13 protein-coding genes are annotated in these 15,694 nt (G+C 66.5%); 7 read left to right on the top strand and 6 right to left on the bottom strand.

Annotated features, from left to right (window positions below):
* Positions 1-18 precede the first annotated feature (18 nt).
* Positions 19-531, top strand: a complete 513-nt coding sequence (locus FDW83_RS05045; RefSeq protein WP_138136512.1) for a metallopeptidase family protein — start codon at positions 19-21, stop codon at positions 529-531.
* Here FDW83_RS05045 and FDW83_RS05040 read toward each other — a convergent pair.
* The 3 genes from FDW83_RS05040 to FDW83_RS05030 are packed head-to-tail and all read right to left on the bottom strand — an operon-like array spanning position 528 to position 6,098.
* On the bottom strand, positions 528-2,186 hold the full coding sequence (locus tag FDW83_RS05040; RefSeq protein WP_138136511.1) for a DUF5719 family protein: 1,659 nt from the start codon (positions 2,184-2,186) through the stop codon (positions 528-530). The two genes, FDW83_RS05045 and FDW83_RS05040, sit on opposite strands and share 4 nt — an antisense overlap.
* Entirely contained in the window at positions 2,179-5,538 is a 3,360-nt protein-coding gene (locus FDW83_RS05035) for a glycosyltransferase family 2 protein (protein WP_171027466.1), read from the bottom strand. The genes FDW83_RS05040 and FDW83_RS05035 overlap by 8 nt, the downstream gene beginning before the upstream one ends.
* 29 nt (positions 5,539-5,567) lie before the next feature.
* Positions 5,568-6,098, bottom strand: coding sequence for a WhiB family transcriptional regulator (locus FDW83_RS05030; protein WP_138136509.1), 531 nt, complete (start codon positions 6,096-6,098; stop codon positions 5,568-5,570).
* Positions 6,099-6,477: 379 nt separating this feature from the next.
* Between FDW83_RS05030 and FDW83_RS05025 the strand changes: the two genes are divergently transcribed.
* On the top strand, positions 6,478-7,176 hold the full coding sequence (locus FDW83_RS05025) for a TIGR03089 family protein (RefSeq protein ID WP_138136508.1): 699 nt from the start codon (positions 6,478-6,480) through the stop codon (positions 7,174-7,176).
* Between the two features lie 6 nt (positions 7,177-7,182).
* Here FDW83_RS05025 and FDW83_RS05020 read toward each other — a convergent pair whose 3' ends face one another.
* Positions 7,183-7,740, bottom strand: coding sequence for a GtrA family protein (locus FDW83_RS05020; protein ID WP_138136507.1), 558 nt, complete (start codon positions 7,738-7,740; stop codon positions 7,183-7,185).
* 173 nt (positions 7,741-7,913) lie between these two features.
* On the opposite strand from FDW83_RS05020, the gene FDW83_RS05015 reads away from it, so the two are divergent.
* Genes FDW83_RS05015 through manA form a run of 4 tightly spaced genes read left to right on the top strand, consistent with a single transcriptional unit; the run spans position 7,914 to position 12,626 of the window.
* Positions 7,914-9,110, top strand: a complete 1,197-nt coding sequence (locus FDW83_RS05015; protein WP_138136506.1) for a 5-(carboxyamino)imidazole ribonucleotide synthase — start codon at positions 7,914-7,916, stop codon at positions 9,108-9,110.
* Positions 9,107-9,691, top strand: a complete 585-nt coding sequence (gene purE, locus FDW83_RS05010) for a 5-(carboxyamino)imidazole ribonucleotide mutase (protein ID WP_138136505.1) — start codon at positions 9,107-9,109, stop codon at positions 9,689-9,691. The genes FDW83_RS05015 and purE overlap by 4 nt, the downstream gene beginning before the upstream one ends.
* A 10-nt stretch (positions 9,692-9,701) precedes the next feature.
* Positions 9,702-11,345, top strand: a complete 1,644-nt coding sequence (locus tag FDW83_RS05005) for an LCP family protein (protein ID WP_138136504.1) — start codon at positions 9,702-9,704, stop codon at positions 11,343-11,345.
* 33 nt (positions 11,346-11,378) lie between these two features.
* Positions 11,379-12,626 (top strand): mannose-6-phosphate isomerase, class I, encoded by a 1,248-nt coding sequence (gene manA, locus FDW83_RS05000; RefSeq protein WP_138136503.1) that lies wholly within the window; start codon positions 11,379-11,381, stop codon positions 12,624-12,626.
* Here the strand turns inward: manA and FDW83_RS04995 are convergent.
* Both FDW83_RS04995 and glpX read right to left on the bottom strand, forming a co-directional pair.
* Positions 12,613-13,665: a peptidoglycan bridge formation glycyltransferase FemA/FemB family protein gene (locus FDW83_RS04995; protein ID WP_138136502.1), complete on the bottom strand. Its 1,053-nt coding sequence runs from the start codon at positions 13,663-13,665 to the stop codon at positions 12,613-12,615. The two genes, manA and FDW83_RS04995, sit on opposite strands and share 14 nt — an antisense overlap.
* A gap of 81 nt (positions 13,666-13,746) precedes the next feature.
* A complete protein-coding gene (gene glpX, locus FDW83_RS04990; RefSeq protein WP_171027457.1) occupies positions 13,747-14,769 on the bottom strand; it encodes a class II fructose-bisphosphatase in 1,023 nt (340 codons plus the stop codon).
* A gap of 237 nt (positions 14,770-15,006) precedes the next feature.
* Here glpX and FDW83_RS04985 point away from each other — a divergent pair, with 237 nt between their 5' ends.
* Positions 15,007-15,687, top strand: coding sequence for a DUF4245 domain-containing protein (locus FDW83_RS04985; RefSeq protein WP_240720856.1), 681 nt, complete (start codon positions 15,007-15,009; stop codon positions 15,685-15,687).
* The last annotated feature ends 7 nt before the right edge of the window (positions 15,688-15,694 follow it).

The following is a 15,694-nucleotide window of genomic DNA, read 5'->3' as shown; positions in this document are numbered from 1 at the left end:
CGGGTCTACAGTCGATGTATGCAGTCATCGAACCAGAAATCAGGTTTTACGGTCCGGTTGGCTGACCCGGACGCCCGCATGGAACCGCACGGGGAGTCCGGCGGCAGGAGCTTTATGCAGCGCCGCCGGAACCGCCACGGCCGGGGGCTTCGGGGTGAGGTAATGCTGCCCACGCATCCCGGATACCGGACGCGCGCGGACCGCTTCGATGACATGGTCCTGGATTCCGCCCAGCGCCTGCACGATATTTGGGGCAAAACCCTCGACGGCGTCAGGTTCGGCGTCGACGAAATCCCCCCGGACCTGGAACAGCTGGCGGCCACGTCTGCTCCGGCGCCCCTGGGTGCCTATATCCCGGCCACGGATGCGGAGGGGCCGATGATCACGGTGTACCGGCGCGTGGTGGAGCAGGCATGCCCTGGGATTGAGGAACTGCAGGATTTGGTGCACGACGTCGTGGTGGAGCACACCGCCGAGATGCTGGGCGTCGCCCCGGAGACACTCGATCCCGTGTACCGGCGCCGCTACTAGTAGTTGATGGACACCGGGACGGTCTCCTGGCCGGCCGCAGCAGGCTGGAACGCCAGGGCTGACACGTCGTTCCGCCCGTCCTGCTGCACCAGCACGGCCCCGTAGGCCGCGTCACCCGCCGCCGACACAACGTAGCCCACCACATCAGCATCGTCCGCCTTGTCCGGCACGGCGATGGAGGCTGTCGTGCCGCCGGCGATGTCCGCCGTCGATGGCGCCCGCACCTTGCCGTCCGCGGTGATGGCCGAATAGGTGATGGTGGCGCGGGTGTCCAGGGCGCCCAAGACCAGCTGGCGCAGGCCGCCCTGCGGCACAGGCACGACATGCTGGCTGCCGAGGCGGAACCCGGACGCAGCCCATGCGACGTCGGATGGCCGGCCTTCCTCAAGTCCGCGGGTGACGCGGGTGGACGCAACGAATGAGACGTCTGACGCCGCGGAAACGGTGTAATGCCCGGCAGGGACCCCGGCAAGGGAAACTTCAGTGACGGAACCGGCCTTGGCGGTCACCACACCGCCTGAGGGCAGGGTCTTTTCGCCGTCGCGTCCGTACAGCTTCACTTCAACGACGGCGTCCGAGGGACCCGGGACGGTGATCTGCAATGCAGGGCCGGCGTCCTGGTAGCCATTCCTGCCCGTGAGGGCCGAGACGCCCGCAGGATCCTGGATGTCCACTCCGGTCATGACCTGGCGCACCGCGGGCGCTGCCCCGGCGGCGATGAAGTCGACGCCGCCTGGCGTGAGTCCGCGCAGGACGCTTTGCTGGATGGTGGCCGCCACGGGGCCGCCGGCGCTTCGAACGTGGACACTCAGCCGGGCCTCACCCGGAGCCAGGCCGCCGAGTACCACCGAGCGCGTGGTCCCCGGGGCCACCAGCAGGCCCCGGCTGCCGGGCGCCTGGATCTGGCCTCCGATGCCGAACAGCTCAAGGCTGACTGTGGCCGGAGTAGTGGAAGCGTTGGTGAGGACCAGCACAGAGGTCCGGCCGACCGTGGTACTTGCCCCTGTCAGCCACTGGTCATTGGAAGGCTGCAGGCAGTTTGCGGCAGCAGTCCCCTGGAGGTCGCCATCGGTGGCCGTGTACTTCATTGCGCCGCCGGCGGTGGCTTGCTGGTTTGCCACAGCATCGGCGCTGAGAACGGTGGCCTGGTCCACGGGGCGGTTGGCCACGACTCCTGCCAGCAGCTCCTGCCGGGCTCCCTCCGCAGGAGGCTGGCCGGGGTCCTTCGCTATCTCAACCGCGGTGGTCCCGTCCAGCTGCGACAGCCGGCTCGCAGGCAATATCCCTGAGGCGCCGAGGACGGCAGCCGTCACTGAACTGGCTGCCGTGTCCGATTCCGGGCTGAACTGGGGGTCTGTCCCGGCTTCGGTGCCCTCCAGCAGCCGGGCGGGCCCGGGGCATACTCCGAGGCTTTCGCCTGCGGGCACGGCTACTGCGGCTGCCGGCAGCGTCCGGCTTGACTCCGGCGCAGGAAGCAGGGCACCCGCCGCCACAACCGCTCCCGCTCCTGCCAGCAGTACCGCGGCACCGGCCAGTCCGGCCAGCGTTCCGGCGCGGCGCTTGCCGGCGGGCAGTGCACTGCTCCCTCGCGTGGTTGTGCCGGCCGGGCTGCCGGTGCCGTCTGGCGATTGGGTGGGCAGGGTGCGCTCATGCATTCTGTTGTTCCTTACGAAGGGAGCCCTCGTCGCGCGAAAGTCCGGTCCGCGGCCGGCTTGCGGGCATTGGAATGGCCAGCATGACCGTCAGCCCGAAGATTGTGGCCTGGCCGATGCCGGCCCAGACGGCCCAAGGGTTGTCGTAGCGCACCGTCAGCTGGCCTCCCGCGGCCGGCAGTGTGAACGCCTGGGCCCAGCCGGAGGTTGTGGAAGTCAGCTTCCGGCCGTCCAGCCAGGCAGACCAGCCGGCATCGGCCCGTTCGGCGAGAACCACCAGGCGGCCCTCCTGTCCTGCTGGAACAGCGGCGTCAACGTCGGTGTAGCCGGACGGCAGGAGCGAAAGCGTGGCGCCTTCCGGGTCGATGATGCGTACCCGGTGGGCTACATCGGCGGCCTGCAGCACCGGCTGGTTCAAGGGCGTGATCCGCCAGAGCCAGCCGACATCGGTCTGCCCCACCGCAACCAGGCCGGGCACCGCATCCATCCTGTTGGCGGTGAGCTGCGCTGCTGTATCGGCCGAGCGAAGAACCACGAATCCGACGCCCAACTGTTCGAGGTCGCTGCGCGGATCCACTCCCTGCCCCGCCACCAACGTAGCCACCACCCGGCGGATGGAGGCGGTCACGTCGTCGTCTTCCCGAACAGACTCTGCGCCGGGGCCGCCCAGGATATTCCTGGCAGCCGCCACTGCGGAGAGACTGTCCAGGGTGGTGCCTGCCCCCCGTACCAGTGAGGCGTCGTACGTCCCGTCCTCCTGCGTGCTGATCAGGAGCGTGCGCGTTTGCTCCGGCCCGGTTCCCCGGTCGATGGCTGTTGCCGGAAGGATACGGGGGCCGGCGGCCTCCACCAGCCGCGGGGTACCCAGCCCCGGATCCCCGGACGTCGATGCCTCGGGAGCCGCCGGGGCGGAAGCAGGGCTGGCGGTGGAAGCAGTTTCCGGACGCAGTACATTCCGCGCGGACCAGGCAGCCATGGCAGCCACCGGGCCGATAAGCAGGAGCACCATCCCGATCGCCGCGGCGGACCGTGCAGCGGTGCGCTCTTTAGCGGTGCCGGACACGGCCCTGTCCGCCATGCTGAGGAGTTGCTCTGCACCGAGGAGTCCGGCCCCGAGGATGGCGAAGGCGGTGGCGGAAACGGCAGGTCCGGTGAAGGGGGTGACCAGGGTGTCACCGTTCATTCCCACCGCTATATGGGACGCGAGCCAGCCGGCTGCAAAGGCGATGAAGCCACCCGCCCACAGGAACCTGGCCACATGGGCGCGGTGTCCCTGGCTGAAGAGTCCCGCCACGGCAAGGACGAGGATGGGCAGGCCAACAAGGAGTGCCAGGAGGAGGGCCCAGGGGAAATGTGCGTCCTGGAAGTACGGGATCCCGTCCAGGCCCTTGTCCGGACCGAAGGCCAGGGGCTGGCCCAGGACTTGCTGCCACAGCGGCGCAGCTTCAAAGCCCAGCGGAAGGCCCGGGTCCGCGAGCAGGGCCCTCGGCTTGTCCAGCACCGAGAGTCCGAACGGTATGAAAAGGGCAGCAGGGGGCAGAAGGGCCCACCATACGGTACGGCCGCGGCGGCCCAGGAGGACTCCGCACAGCACGATTACTGCGGTGCCAGGAAGAAGGAGCGACGGCGCCGACGCGGCAACGGCGGCCAGTGCCAGGCCCGCTGCAGCGGCTGCCGTCCAGGACGGGGTGCCGTTGATGCCCGGCCTGACAGGGGGGCGTTCAGCGCGGCGGTCGCCAGGGGCCGGAAGGGTGAAGCGGCCATGGCCAACGGCCGAACCGGTGGCACGCAGCAGCGCCAGGACGAGCAGCGGGATCATGACGTGCGCAATCAGGGCCCCGGCGCGGCCCTGGTTCAGGGCCACCTGCAGGGTCGGGGCGGCGGCCCAGATGAATGCCGCCGCAAGCCGCAGCCTGCGGCGCACCGTGACCCCTCCCGCGGCGAACCACGCGGTGAGTGCCGATAAGGGGGTGCTCAGGAGGAACAGCCAGGCCATCGCCGGGTTGGCGTCGCCGCCGCCGAGGACGCCGAGGAGCCAGAGGATGTAGTCGAAGGGGTCGCCCGCTCCCGGAAGTCCGGCACCAAGGTTGATCCACCAGCTGGATGCATGGTGCCAAATCTCTCCGGGACTGGAGGAAACCGGCAACAGTGCCCCGCCGGCCACCGCATCCGCGCGGAAAAGTCCTGCCAGCCCCAGGAGGGAGGCAATGGAAGCGATGATGACCGCGGCCAGGGCGCCGTTGCCTACCCAGCCGCGCCGGGTGGTAGCCAGGGCAGCGAAGTCGTCCGGGGCGTCACCGCTCGGCTGATGCGCCAGCGGGTCCTGCTCAAGGTCATCGGCGGGGTTTGTGTCCGAACCGATGGCTTCCATCAGTGAACGCCGGTGGCTCCAGACCTCCCTCCGGGGCGTCTGAAGCTTCCGGATCACGGACCGCCTGATGCGCCGGGTCTTTCGTGCGGCGCGGCGGGCTCGCAGGACTGCTCCCGGCCTGCCGAGGGCCGCCAGGGTGGCCAGGAACTGGGAGATGCCGTGGCCCGGATCCTTGAGCGCGATGCTGAGGACCAGCCTGAAGAGACTGCCCAGCAGGGCGCCGAATGCGTGCACGGGCACCATCCACAACGGTGCATGCTTCAGCCGGAGATGGACCTGCGCTTTCCGGGCTGCCGCGGGGTTGCCCAAGGCATGGGGCCGGTGCGCGACGTGGAACATCCGGGCGGCCGGGACCACCACCACCCGGTGGCCGGCAAGGCGGTTGCGCCAGCAGAAGTCGACGTCGTCGCCACTGCCGGGGAGGGCCGGGTCAAATCCGCCCAGCTGCTCCCACACGTCACGGCGGACCAGCATGCCTGCCGAATTAACAGCGAACGTGTCGCTGCGGCCGTCGTACTGCCCTTGGTCGAGTTCGTCGGCGTCGATGAGGGTGAGCCGTTCCGCCCACCGGCTGGTGGAAAGACCGACGTCAATCAGGTTGCGCCCGGCATGCCAGTCCAGTTGCTTGCAGCCGGCGACAGTCACCGAGGGCGCACGCTCCACGGCACCGAGCAGTTCGGCGAGTGCTTCAGGAGCCGGGGCGGCGTCGTCGTGAAGCAGCCAGATCCACTCCTGCTTGCCTCCAGCTGCAGGACCACGCCACGGGGCCAAGGCGGCAAGTCCTGTGGACACCGCGGCCCCCATACCGCCTTTGCCCCGGTCATGGCGGACGACGTTGGCAGCTCCGAGGGCATCCTCAAGGCAGGCGCGGGAACCATCACGGGACCCTGTGTCAACACCAATGGCACGGTCCACGGACCGGGTCTGGTCCGCCAAAGCAGACAACGTCCTGGGGAGATACGCACTGCCGTTGTGGGCAACCACAACAGCAGTGACGTGCACATCCTGGTGAATTAGATTGCTCGCTTCCTCAACCGCCGGCGCTCACGCTCAGACAGGCCGCCCCAGATGCCGAACCGTTCGTCATTGGCGAGGGCGTATTCCAGACACTGCGACCGCACATTGCAGGCACCGCAAACCTTCTTGGCATCCCGGGTGGAGCCACCTTTTTCCGGAAAGAACGCCTCGGGATCGGTCTGGGCGCACAGGGCGTCAGTCTGCCACCCGAGCTCGCCCTCGTCGTCGAAGTCCTGCTGCAACGGCAGGCCGATCCACACCGGCTGGACGGACCCTGGAGCCGGCAGCTCCATGGGAGGGTCCAGCTCGTCGTCAGGATCCCCGCCATCCAGGAGGGCCTCATGGGCGGCAAGGAACGCAGTTGCCTGGTCCTCGAGGAAGCCGCCGGCATCCCGCTTGTACCGTTCCGCAGCATCAGGGTCGGCGGGATCTACGAACCAATCACCCGGTACCCCCCGCGCACGGTACTTTTCCGTCGCCTGACCGGCTACGACGTCATCTTCCTGGATACGCTCTGCATGCCCCACGGCGACCCTCCTGATGTTGCAGCCCCTGCCCGGATATGCGGCACTCGGTTGTGTGCCGGTATTTACGCAGTCGCTTTAGATACCTAATTACACGTGTGTAACTAGGGGCGAGTCAAGCCGCTGCCGGAATAATAATCAGTGCCCCCGCCAACTTCCGGCACGCCACGCCCGGAATTTTCCCAACGTTAAGCGGGCCACTGCCCACCGTGGCAGGCGCAGGCGGGAAACGACCGAAAAAATGGCGTCTTTTCGCGAAAATACCGCGAATCTGCGTCAATAGCAAGCAGGCTTACCTTCGCGAGTGATAAAGATCACTCACCATAAGCGCCGAGAAAAATCCGCCGGCGTCCTCCCGCGGCGGCAGTGGCAGGATGGTGCCATGACAACTCCGGTACTTGACCTCATGGCTTCCCTCCGCTCAGGGAACTCCACCGCTCCACGGCTGACCTGGTACGGACCTGAGGCAGAGCGCGTGGAACTCTCGGGACGCGTCCTGGACAACTGGGTAGCCAAGACCAGCAACCTGCTCCAGGACGAACTGGACGCGGTTCCCGGAATGCGCCTGCGGCTGGACCTGCCGACCCATTGGAAAGCCGTGGTGTGGGCCCTTTCCGCCTGGCAGCTCGGCCTGGAGACGATTCTCGACGGCGGCAGTGCGGACTTCCTTGTCACCGCGGACCCTGCGTCAGCCGGCGAACAGAACGATGCCGTCATCGCCGTTGCGCTCCCGGCGCTGGCCATGCGCTGGCCCGGCGACCTTCCGGCCGGCTGCCTCGACTATGCGGCGGAGGTGCGCCTGCACGGGGACGTCTTTATGCCGCACGCTGAGCCCGCCCCCTCTGCACGCGCCTTTTCCGGCGCGGACGGGAAGGAGTACCTGCAGAAGGACCTCCTGAGCACATTCGCCATCAGGCATGAGGAAGGCGTGCGGCTGCACATCCCGGCCGCGGACGGGCTGGAATCCGCCTTGGCAAACGCACTGGGAGCATGGCACCAGGGCGGATCAGTGGTTCTCACCCACGCCGACGTGGAACTGACCGACAAGCTGCTGGCCGCGGAACGCATCCACGGCAACTAGCATCCGCTAGGACTGGACGGGACCGTCCGGCGAGGGCTCGCGCTCGAGTCTGGAGACCGGTTCCTTCTGGTGGTGATGGATTTCGATGAGCTCGTGGTCATGCGAGAACTCCGGTTCCTGGTCCAGCTCCTTGTTGAACACCAGGAACCGGTAGGCAAAGAAGCGGACCACCGTGGCCACCAGGATGCCGAACACGCCGGCGAAGAACAGCATGTTCTTGTCCGTAATACCCAGCCCGTACTTGGCAATTGCGGTGAATCCGGTAGAGATCCCGATTCCGATGCCGTTGATGAGGATGAACATCAGGAACTCCCGCAGGACGTTGTCCTGGCGGCGGTGCCGGAAGGTCCAGAGCCGGTTGGCGATCCAGGAAAAGATGGTAGCCACCGACGCGCCGACGAAGCGGGCCTTGGCCTCGCTGTCCGACATGGGGCCGTGCATCAGGTAGTACGTCATGCCGTTGTCGATGACGAACGCCACACCGCCGACAGCTCCGAATTTGGCCACTTCCCGCCAGAACAGCGACGCCAGTCCCCGGATACGATCTGCAAGTGCGCTCAACATGACCCTCCATGGCCGTCTCTACTAAGGGCCCACGTGGCCAAAGGCTTATTTTAGCCTCCAAACCTCCAGGGCAGCCTCCCTAATCCCGTCCCCGGCCTCCGCGTAACCTCGAAATCGGGACTCTCATGCGGTGGAAGCCGGGATAGCCGGTGGTCTTGGGTAGGCTGGCTGATGTGACTTTTCCAGTAATAGGTGTGGTTGGCGGCGGCCAGCTTGCGCGAATGATGGCCCCGGCAGCAACTGCACTTGGCTTTGAACTACGTGTCCTGGCTGAGAGCGGCGATGTCTCCGCGGTTTCTGCAGTCTCTTCCTCGCCCGTGGGCGACTACAAGGACCTCGAAACCCTGCTTGAGTTCTCCGAGGGCCTGGACGTTATGACGTTCGACCACGAACATGTGCCCACGGACCACCTCCGTGCCCTTCAGCAGGCGGGCGTCAATGTCCAGCCCGGGCCCGAGGCCCTGGTACACGCCCAGGACAAGCTGGTGATGCGGGCCGCAATCGACCGGCTCGAGCTTCCCAACCCGGCCTGGGCTTCTGTGGACGGGGTGGCGGACCTGGTGCGTTTCGGCGACGAAACCGGGTGGCCGGTTGTCCTGAAGACGCCGCGTGGCGGGTATGACGGCAAGGGCGTCCGGATCGTCAACTCAGCCGAGGAAGCGGCTGGAACTGGAGACTGGTTTGCCGCCATGAGCCCCCTCCTGGCGGAAGCAAAGGTCAATTTCAGCCGCGAACTGTCGGCGCTCGTGGCCAGGACCCCGGATGGCGAAGCCCGGGCCTGGCCGGTGGTCCACACCATCCAGGTGGACGGCGTGTGCGATGAAGTGATCGCTCCGGCGCAGGACATCCCCGTGGAGGTTGCCGCCGCTGCCGAGGATGCCGCACTCCGGATAGCCGCCGAACTCGGCGTGACCGGTGTCCTTGCCGTTGAGCTCTTCGAAACCCCGGGAGTCGGGGCCGGCTTCCTGGTCAATGAACTGGCAATGCGCCCCCACAACACAGGCCACTGGACGCAGGACGGCGCAGTGACCAGCCAGTTTGAGCAGCACCTGCGCGCAGTCCTGAACCTGCCGCTCGGCGCAACCGACGCCCTGGCCCCGGTGACGGTCATGAAGAATTTCCTGGGCGGAGACAACCAGGACCTGTATTCGGCCTTCCCGCTGGCGCTCGCCAGCGAACCCGCGGCCAAGGTGCACTGCTACGGCAAGTCCGTGCGGCCCGGCCGAAAAATCGGCCACGTAAACCTGGTGGGCACGTCCACCGCTGACGTGGAGTCGGTCCGCCGCCGCGCCACCATGGTTGCGGGCATCATCCGCGATGGGCGGCCGCCGGCGGAGGATGTGCCGCAGACCTTTGAGGAGAACGCATGAGCGCCCCAGCAACCCCTGCCGCCGGCTCCACCTCGGGTCCCCTGGTGGGGCTCGTCATGGGCTCTGATTCCGACTGGCCGGTCATGGAGGCTGCCGCCGACGCACTGGCGGAATTCGGGATCCCGTTCGAAGCTGACGTGGTGTCCGCGCACCGCATGCCCACCGAGATGATCAAGTACGGGCAGACCGCCCACGAGCGCGGACTGCGGGTGATCATCGCCGGCGCCGGAGGTGCCGCGCACCTGCCTGGCATGCTTGCCAGCGTCACCCCCCTGCCGGTGATCGGCGTACCGGTCCCGCTCAAGACCCTGGACGGCATGGACTCCCTGCTGTCGATCGTCCAAATGCCTGCCGGTGTCCCCGTAGCCACCGTGTCCATCGCAGGTGCCCGCAATGCAGGGCTGCTCGCCGTCCGCATGCTCGCAGCCGGAACCGATGAATTCGCCGCTTCCCTGCGCACCGATCTTTTGGATTTCGCCGCCGACCTCAACGCGGTGGCGAGCCGCAAGGGGGAAAGCCTCCGGCAAAAGGTCAGCGAAGTCTTCGCGGAAGGCAACAGCTCCCTGCGGGGCAGCCGTTAGGACCGCGGGCATGTCCAGCAGCAAAGTTCCGCAATCCTCCTCCGACACAGTGCTGACGGACCCGGTCAGGTACCCGGTCAGCGCCTCACACCCCGTGAGGAAAAAGCGGGCCTTCCTCCTCATCCTGCTGACCTTGCTGGTGCCGGGAAGCGCACAGCTGGTGGCGGGAAACCGCAGGCTCGGCCGGGCAGCATTGCGGGTCACGCTGTCTGCCTGGACTGTCCTGCTGGTGGCCATCCTTCTGCTGGTCATCAACCGGACGCTGCTTTTGGGCATCGTCACTAACCCTTTCGCGTCCCTGGCGATAGTGGTCGTTCTGGTGGCCCTGGCCGCAGGCTGGGCGATCCTCTTCATCAACACCCTCCGCCTCATCCGCCCGGTGCTGCTGACGCCGCCAACGCGTCCCGCCGTCGTGGTCACCCTGGTGCTGGCACTGGTGCTGGGCAGCGGCTCGCTCGGCTATGCCGCCTACCTGCTCAACGTCAGCCGCAATGCCATCGGCAGCATCTTCTCGTCGGGGCCCGCCATCGATCCTGTGGACGGGCGCTACAACTTCCTGATGATGGGCGGCGACGCCGGTGAAGACCGCACCGGACGCCGGCCGGACAGCCTGTCCGTGCTGAGCGTGGACGCCGAAACCGGGCAGACCGCGATCATCTCCGTCCCCCGCAACCTGCAGAACGCTCAGTTCAGCGAGGACTCCCCCATGCGGTCCATCTACCCGGACGGCTACAACTGCGGCGACGAATGCCTGATCAACGCGATCAATACGGAAGTCACCAATGAGTACGCGGACCTCTACCCCGGAGTTGCCGATCCGGGCGCGCAGGCAACAATGGAGGCGGTCTCCGGAACGCTCGGCCTGGACATCCAGGCCTATGTCCTCGTGGACATGCAGGGTTTCGCTTCGCTCATCGACGCCATGGGCGGGATCAGGATCAAGGCCGGCGGCTGGGTACCCATGAGCGGCTATTTTGACGACTTCAGCCAGACCCACGGCATGCCCCTCGGCTGGATCCCGGCGGGCGAGCAGACACTCGACGGCAACCAGGCGCTGTGGTACGGCCGGTCCCGCGAGTACGTGGACGACTACTCCAGGATCCAGCGCCAGCAGTGCGTACAGCAGGCCATGTTGAAGCAGCTGGATCCTGCCACCTTGCTGGCCAGGTTCGAGGACATCGCCAACGCGGGAACCAAGGTGGTGGAATCCAACATTTCCTCCACCCAGCTGGGCAGCTTTGTTGACCTTGCCATCAAGGCAAAAGGCACGGAAGCCAAGCGGCTCACCATCGGGCCGCCGGACTTCGACGCGGCGTTCTCCACAACCCCGGACTTCGACCAGATCCACGAGCGCGTGGATGAGTTGATTGCTTCCGCCTCCGGGGGCGGCGAGTCAGCAGGATTTCCCGACGACGTCCTGGCCGCCCCGGATGCCGGCACCGGGCATCTCCGGGCCGCAGCGGTGTCCCCGGCCGTTTTGCCCGCGGGCGGCAGCACAATCCGGCAGACCACGCCGCCGGATTTCACACCCGTGACCACCACGCCCGACGGCGAGCCGATCACGGCAGAACTGCTGACCCAGCTGAAGCTCGAAGGAAACGAAGAGGCGATCCGCCAGCTCGTTGCCACCAACGGCCAGTGCGCAGCGCTGTAACCCCGCAATTAGACGAAAGAAACGGAACCGGCTTTGTACGAGATTGAGAACGTCCTTCGGGACTATGCCTGGGGTTCGACGACGGCCATCGCGACCCTGCTCGGAAGGCCTGAATCCGGTGGTCCGGAAGCGGAGTTGTGGATTGGAGCGCACCCCGATTCACCGTCCGTGGCCCGTGTGCCCGAAGACGGCAGTGAGACGTCGCTGGACGACCTCATTGCCCGGGATCCGGAGCATTTCCTGGGTGCGGAGTCGGTGGCCCGGTTTGGCCCTCGGCTGCCCTTCCTGGCGAAGATCCTGGCAGCCGCCCAGCCGCTGTCCCTTCAGGTCCATCCCAGCCTGGAGCAAGCCAGGGCCGGCTTCGCCCGCGAGAACGCACAAGGCGTGGCCCCGGACGCGCCCCACCGCACCTACCGGGATGACAACCACAAGCCGGAAATGATTTTCGCGCTGACGCCCTTCGAGGCTTTGTGCGGTTTCCGGCCGGCCGCGGACACCCGGAACATCCTGCTGCAGGTCGCCGCGGCCTTCGACGCAGTGGAAGGGCCTGTCCCCGCCATCCTTCCGGCGCTTCTGGAGGACCTGGCCGACAACGATGAGGGCGCCGGACTGCGGAAGGCCTTCGAACGCCTGATCACGGGCGGCCAGGACATCGCCGATGCCACTGCCCAGGTGGTGGCGGCGCTTCTTGCCGGCGGGCCGGTAGCACCGTATGAGGCAGAGCTGCGGACCGTTGTCAGCCTGAACGAAAAATACCCGGGCGATCCCGGCGTGCTGATTTCCCTGCTGCTTAACCGGATTTCGCTGCAGCCGGGCGAAGCCGTCTACCTGCCTGCGGGGAACGTACACGCCTACCTTCACGGGCTGGGCGTCGAGGTGATGGCCTCCTCGGACAACGTCCTGCGCGGCGGCCTGACACCCAAATTCGTCGATGTTCCGGAGCTCTTGCGCACTATCGACTTTCGGCCCGTAGCCGTCCCCATGCTTCCTGCCGAGCCCACCGTCATGGACCAGGAGCTGTACCGCCCGCCGTTCGAGGAGTTCCAGCTCCAGCGCATTGAACTCGGTCCGGGGGACGGACCGGTCCCGCTGGCACAGTCCGGCGCTGCCGTGGTGATTGTGGTAGCCGGCGAGGTGTACCTCGACTCGCCCAAAGGCGACCTGCAGCTTGCCCGCGGCGGCAGCGCATTCCTCGCTGCCGCCGAAGCGCCCGTGAACGTCCACCCGGTGGCGGGCCGCACGGAGCGCGCGCTGGCGTTCGCGGTGACTACCGGCCTCTAGCTGCGCGGAGCAGGGTGCGGGCGCGGCCGGCCAGCGCCTTGGCCGTCCGCCGCGCAGCCTGCAGTCCTTTCCGCGCCAGCGGCATGGCCTGTGAGTATGCCGGGTAGAAGGGTGACAGCGGCTTCTCCCAGGTACCCAGGAGCATGTCCTCGTGCTTGGCGAACTGCTTCTTAAAATCCGAGATGCCGTCATTAAGCAGCCCGTTGAAGTCGTACCGGACGCAACCGTCCTCGCGCATCGCCTGCAGGGCCGCCCACTTGACGCCGTAGTTCACCCGCCGCTTATTGCCCTCCGCGGAGACGCCGCCGTAGAGCTCAAACGCCGTTGAGCCGCTGCGGGCAAGCCAGGTAAACGCAAGCAGCTGCTCGCCGTCGAAGGCTCCGATAATGGGTGAACTGTCCCCCAGGTTCCGGAAGATGTCCCGGTAGTACTGGTCCTCGTGGATGCCGAACCCGGCCCGTTCCGCGGTCTCATGGTAGATGCCGAGCACCTGGTCAAGCTCGGATTCGTTCTTGATTTTGCGGAACTCGATTTCGCTTCGTATCGCCTTGCGGATATTGGCGCGCGTCGACTTGGACATCTCAGCCATCAGCTCGTCATCAGTCCTGGTGAGGTCCAGGATCAGGGTCCGCGGGATGAGAACGGTGTTGCTGGTTTCGCGGAAGCCGGCTTCGGCCACAGCACCGGCGTAGGCGGAGTCCCGGTCCCAGTCGGGTTCGATGCTGAGGGCAACGCCGCGGTGGCGGGACACTGCGTAATCGGCGAGGCTGTTCAGGACAGCCCCGGTGTGCTCGATAGAGCACACCGGTCCCCTCGGAATGTAAACCAGTGCTCGGAACGGGAACGGCAGGCGCCGGATCAGCAACTGTGCGCACCCGATGGTGGTGCCGCCGTCGTCCAGCAACACCCGGTCCACTGACCACCCGTGCTGCGCCTTGGTCTCGCCCCAGCCCCAGAGCTGTTGTGGATGTCCCTGGAACCGGTCGACTTGTTCATCCCACAGGGCACGGTCAGTACAGGGCACAACAGCTGGAATCATGAATTAAACCCTATACCAAGGCCTTAACGCCGAAAGTCCCGGAGCGCGGCGCTCCGGGACTTTCCTGGCTCTGGCCGCCGGTCAGCTCTTGCGGGCGTAGCCTTCCCACTTGCTGGCCTGGTGTTCGCCGTCCACGAAACGGATGGTGCCGGACTTGGAGCGCATCACGATGGACTGGGTGAGGACCTTGTCCTTGGAGTAGCGGACGCCCTTCAGCAGGTCGCCGTCGGTGATGCCGGTGGCAGCGAAGTAGCAGTTGTCGCTGGAGACGAGGTCGTTGGTGGACAGGACGCGCTCGAGGTCGTGGCCGGCGTCGAGGGCCTTCTGCTTCTCTTCGTCGCTGGTGGGCCAGAGGCGGCCCTGGATTACGCCGCCCAGGGATTTGATGGCGCAGGCGGCAACGATGCCTTCAGGCGTGCCACCGATGCCCATCAGCGCATCCACGCCGGTACCGGAACGTGCGGCGGCGATGGCACCGGCAACGTCACCGTCCATGATGAATTTGGTACGGGCGCCGGCCTCGCGGATTTCCTCCACCAGCGGGCGGTGGCGGTCGCGGTCCAGGATCATGACGTTGAGCTGGTTGACCTTGACGCCCTTGGCCTTGGCGATGAGGTGCAGGTTTTGCTTCACCGGCAGGCGCAGGTCAACCATGTCCGCGGCTTCCGGGCCGGTGACGAGTTTCTCCATGTAGAAGACGGCGGAGGGGTCGAACATCGAGCCGCGTTCGGCCACGGCCAGCACAGCCAGGGCGTTGTTGATGCCGAGGGCGGTCAGCCGGGTGCCGTCGATGGGGTCTACCGCGACGTCGACCTCGGGGCCGGTGCCGTCTCCGACGCGTTCGCCGTTGAACAGCATCGGCGCTTCGTCCTTTTCGCCTTCACCGATGACCACGACGCCATTGAAGTGGACGGTCTGCAGGAACGAGCGCATGGCATCCACGGCTGCACCGTCGGCCGTGTTCTTGTCGCCGAAGCCCACCCAGTGGCCGCCGGCAATTGCCGCCGCCTCGGTGACGCGGACAAGTTCGAGGGCAAGGTTGCGGTCCGGTTCGTCGTTGCCCACCGCCAGGGACGGTGAGATGGTGGAGTACTTCTGGGTCATGGACGCTGGTGACACGTGAACCTCTTCTTCGAGTGGCGATCATTGAATCCGCCTGCCGGAACGGCCCGACGGTGATTCCTCTGCTTCCGATCATAGTCGCGGCACCGTCCGCGGGACCGCGCATGACGCCAGGCCGCAATATGGACAAGGACGCGGGCCACCTCCATGGCCCAAGCGGCGGAAGCGGCCGAATGGAAGTTGCCCGCCGGCATGGGCGACTATAGAGGGGTGAATGACATGCAGGAAAAAACGTCCCCCAGCTCCGAACCCGCCGGATCCGGCGGTACGCAGGCCACGGGCGGGCAAGGTGGCGCAACGCCCGTAAAGCCTGTCATTCCGGCCGCTGCGGCCAAGCGCGCCAACGCCTCGGTGATCGGCATGATCATCGCGCTGGTGCTCAGCATCGCTGCCTTCCTGCCCATTGTCCTGATGAACCCGCTTCCCAAGAGCGACGGGTACCGTCCGGACATCGATGTGGCAGGCACGGCGCGCAACGCAGCCGGCGTCGCGGGATTCACACCTGCCGCCCCGGACACCGGCGGCGCCTTCCGTCCCAACTACGCGCGATGGGAAGCAGGAACCGCCAGCGGCGTGCCCACATGGGAGGTGGGCTTCCTCACGCCCAAGAACTCGTTCATCGCCCTGGTGCAAACCGATAAGGCCAATCCGACGTGGCTGCTGCAGCAGACAGACAACGCGCCAATCACCGGTTCACGGAACGCCGGGGGCCAGGAGTGGGAAATCCGGGACACCGGTAAAGGCGAAAAGTCGCTGGTTCTCGACTATCGGGAAACCACCGTCATCCTGTCCGGCGCCGCCCAGCTGGACGAATTCGCCACACTGGCTGCAGCCGTCGTTACCTTTATGGAAAGCAACCCCGCCGTCACAGTTTCCCCATCTGCCACGGCGGCACCGTAACGTAGTC

This window comes from Pseudarthrobacter sp. NamE2 (genome assembly GCF_005796205.1).
GTDB lineage: Bacteria > Actinomycetota > Actinomycetes > Actinomycetales > Micrococcaceae > Arthrobacter.
Note: the sequence above shows the minus strand (reverse complement) of the source record. Positions and strands in the feature narration are given on the sequence as shown.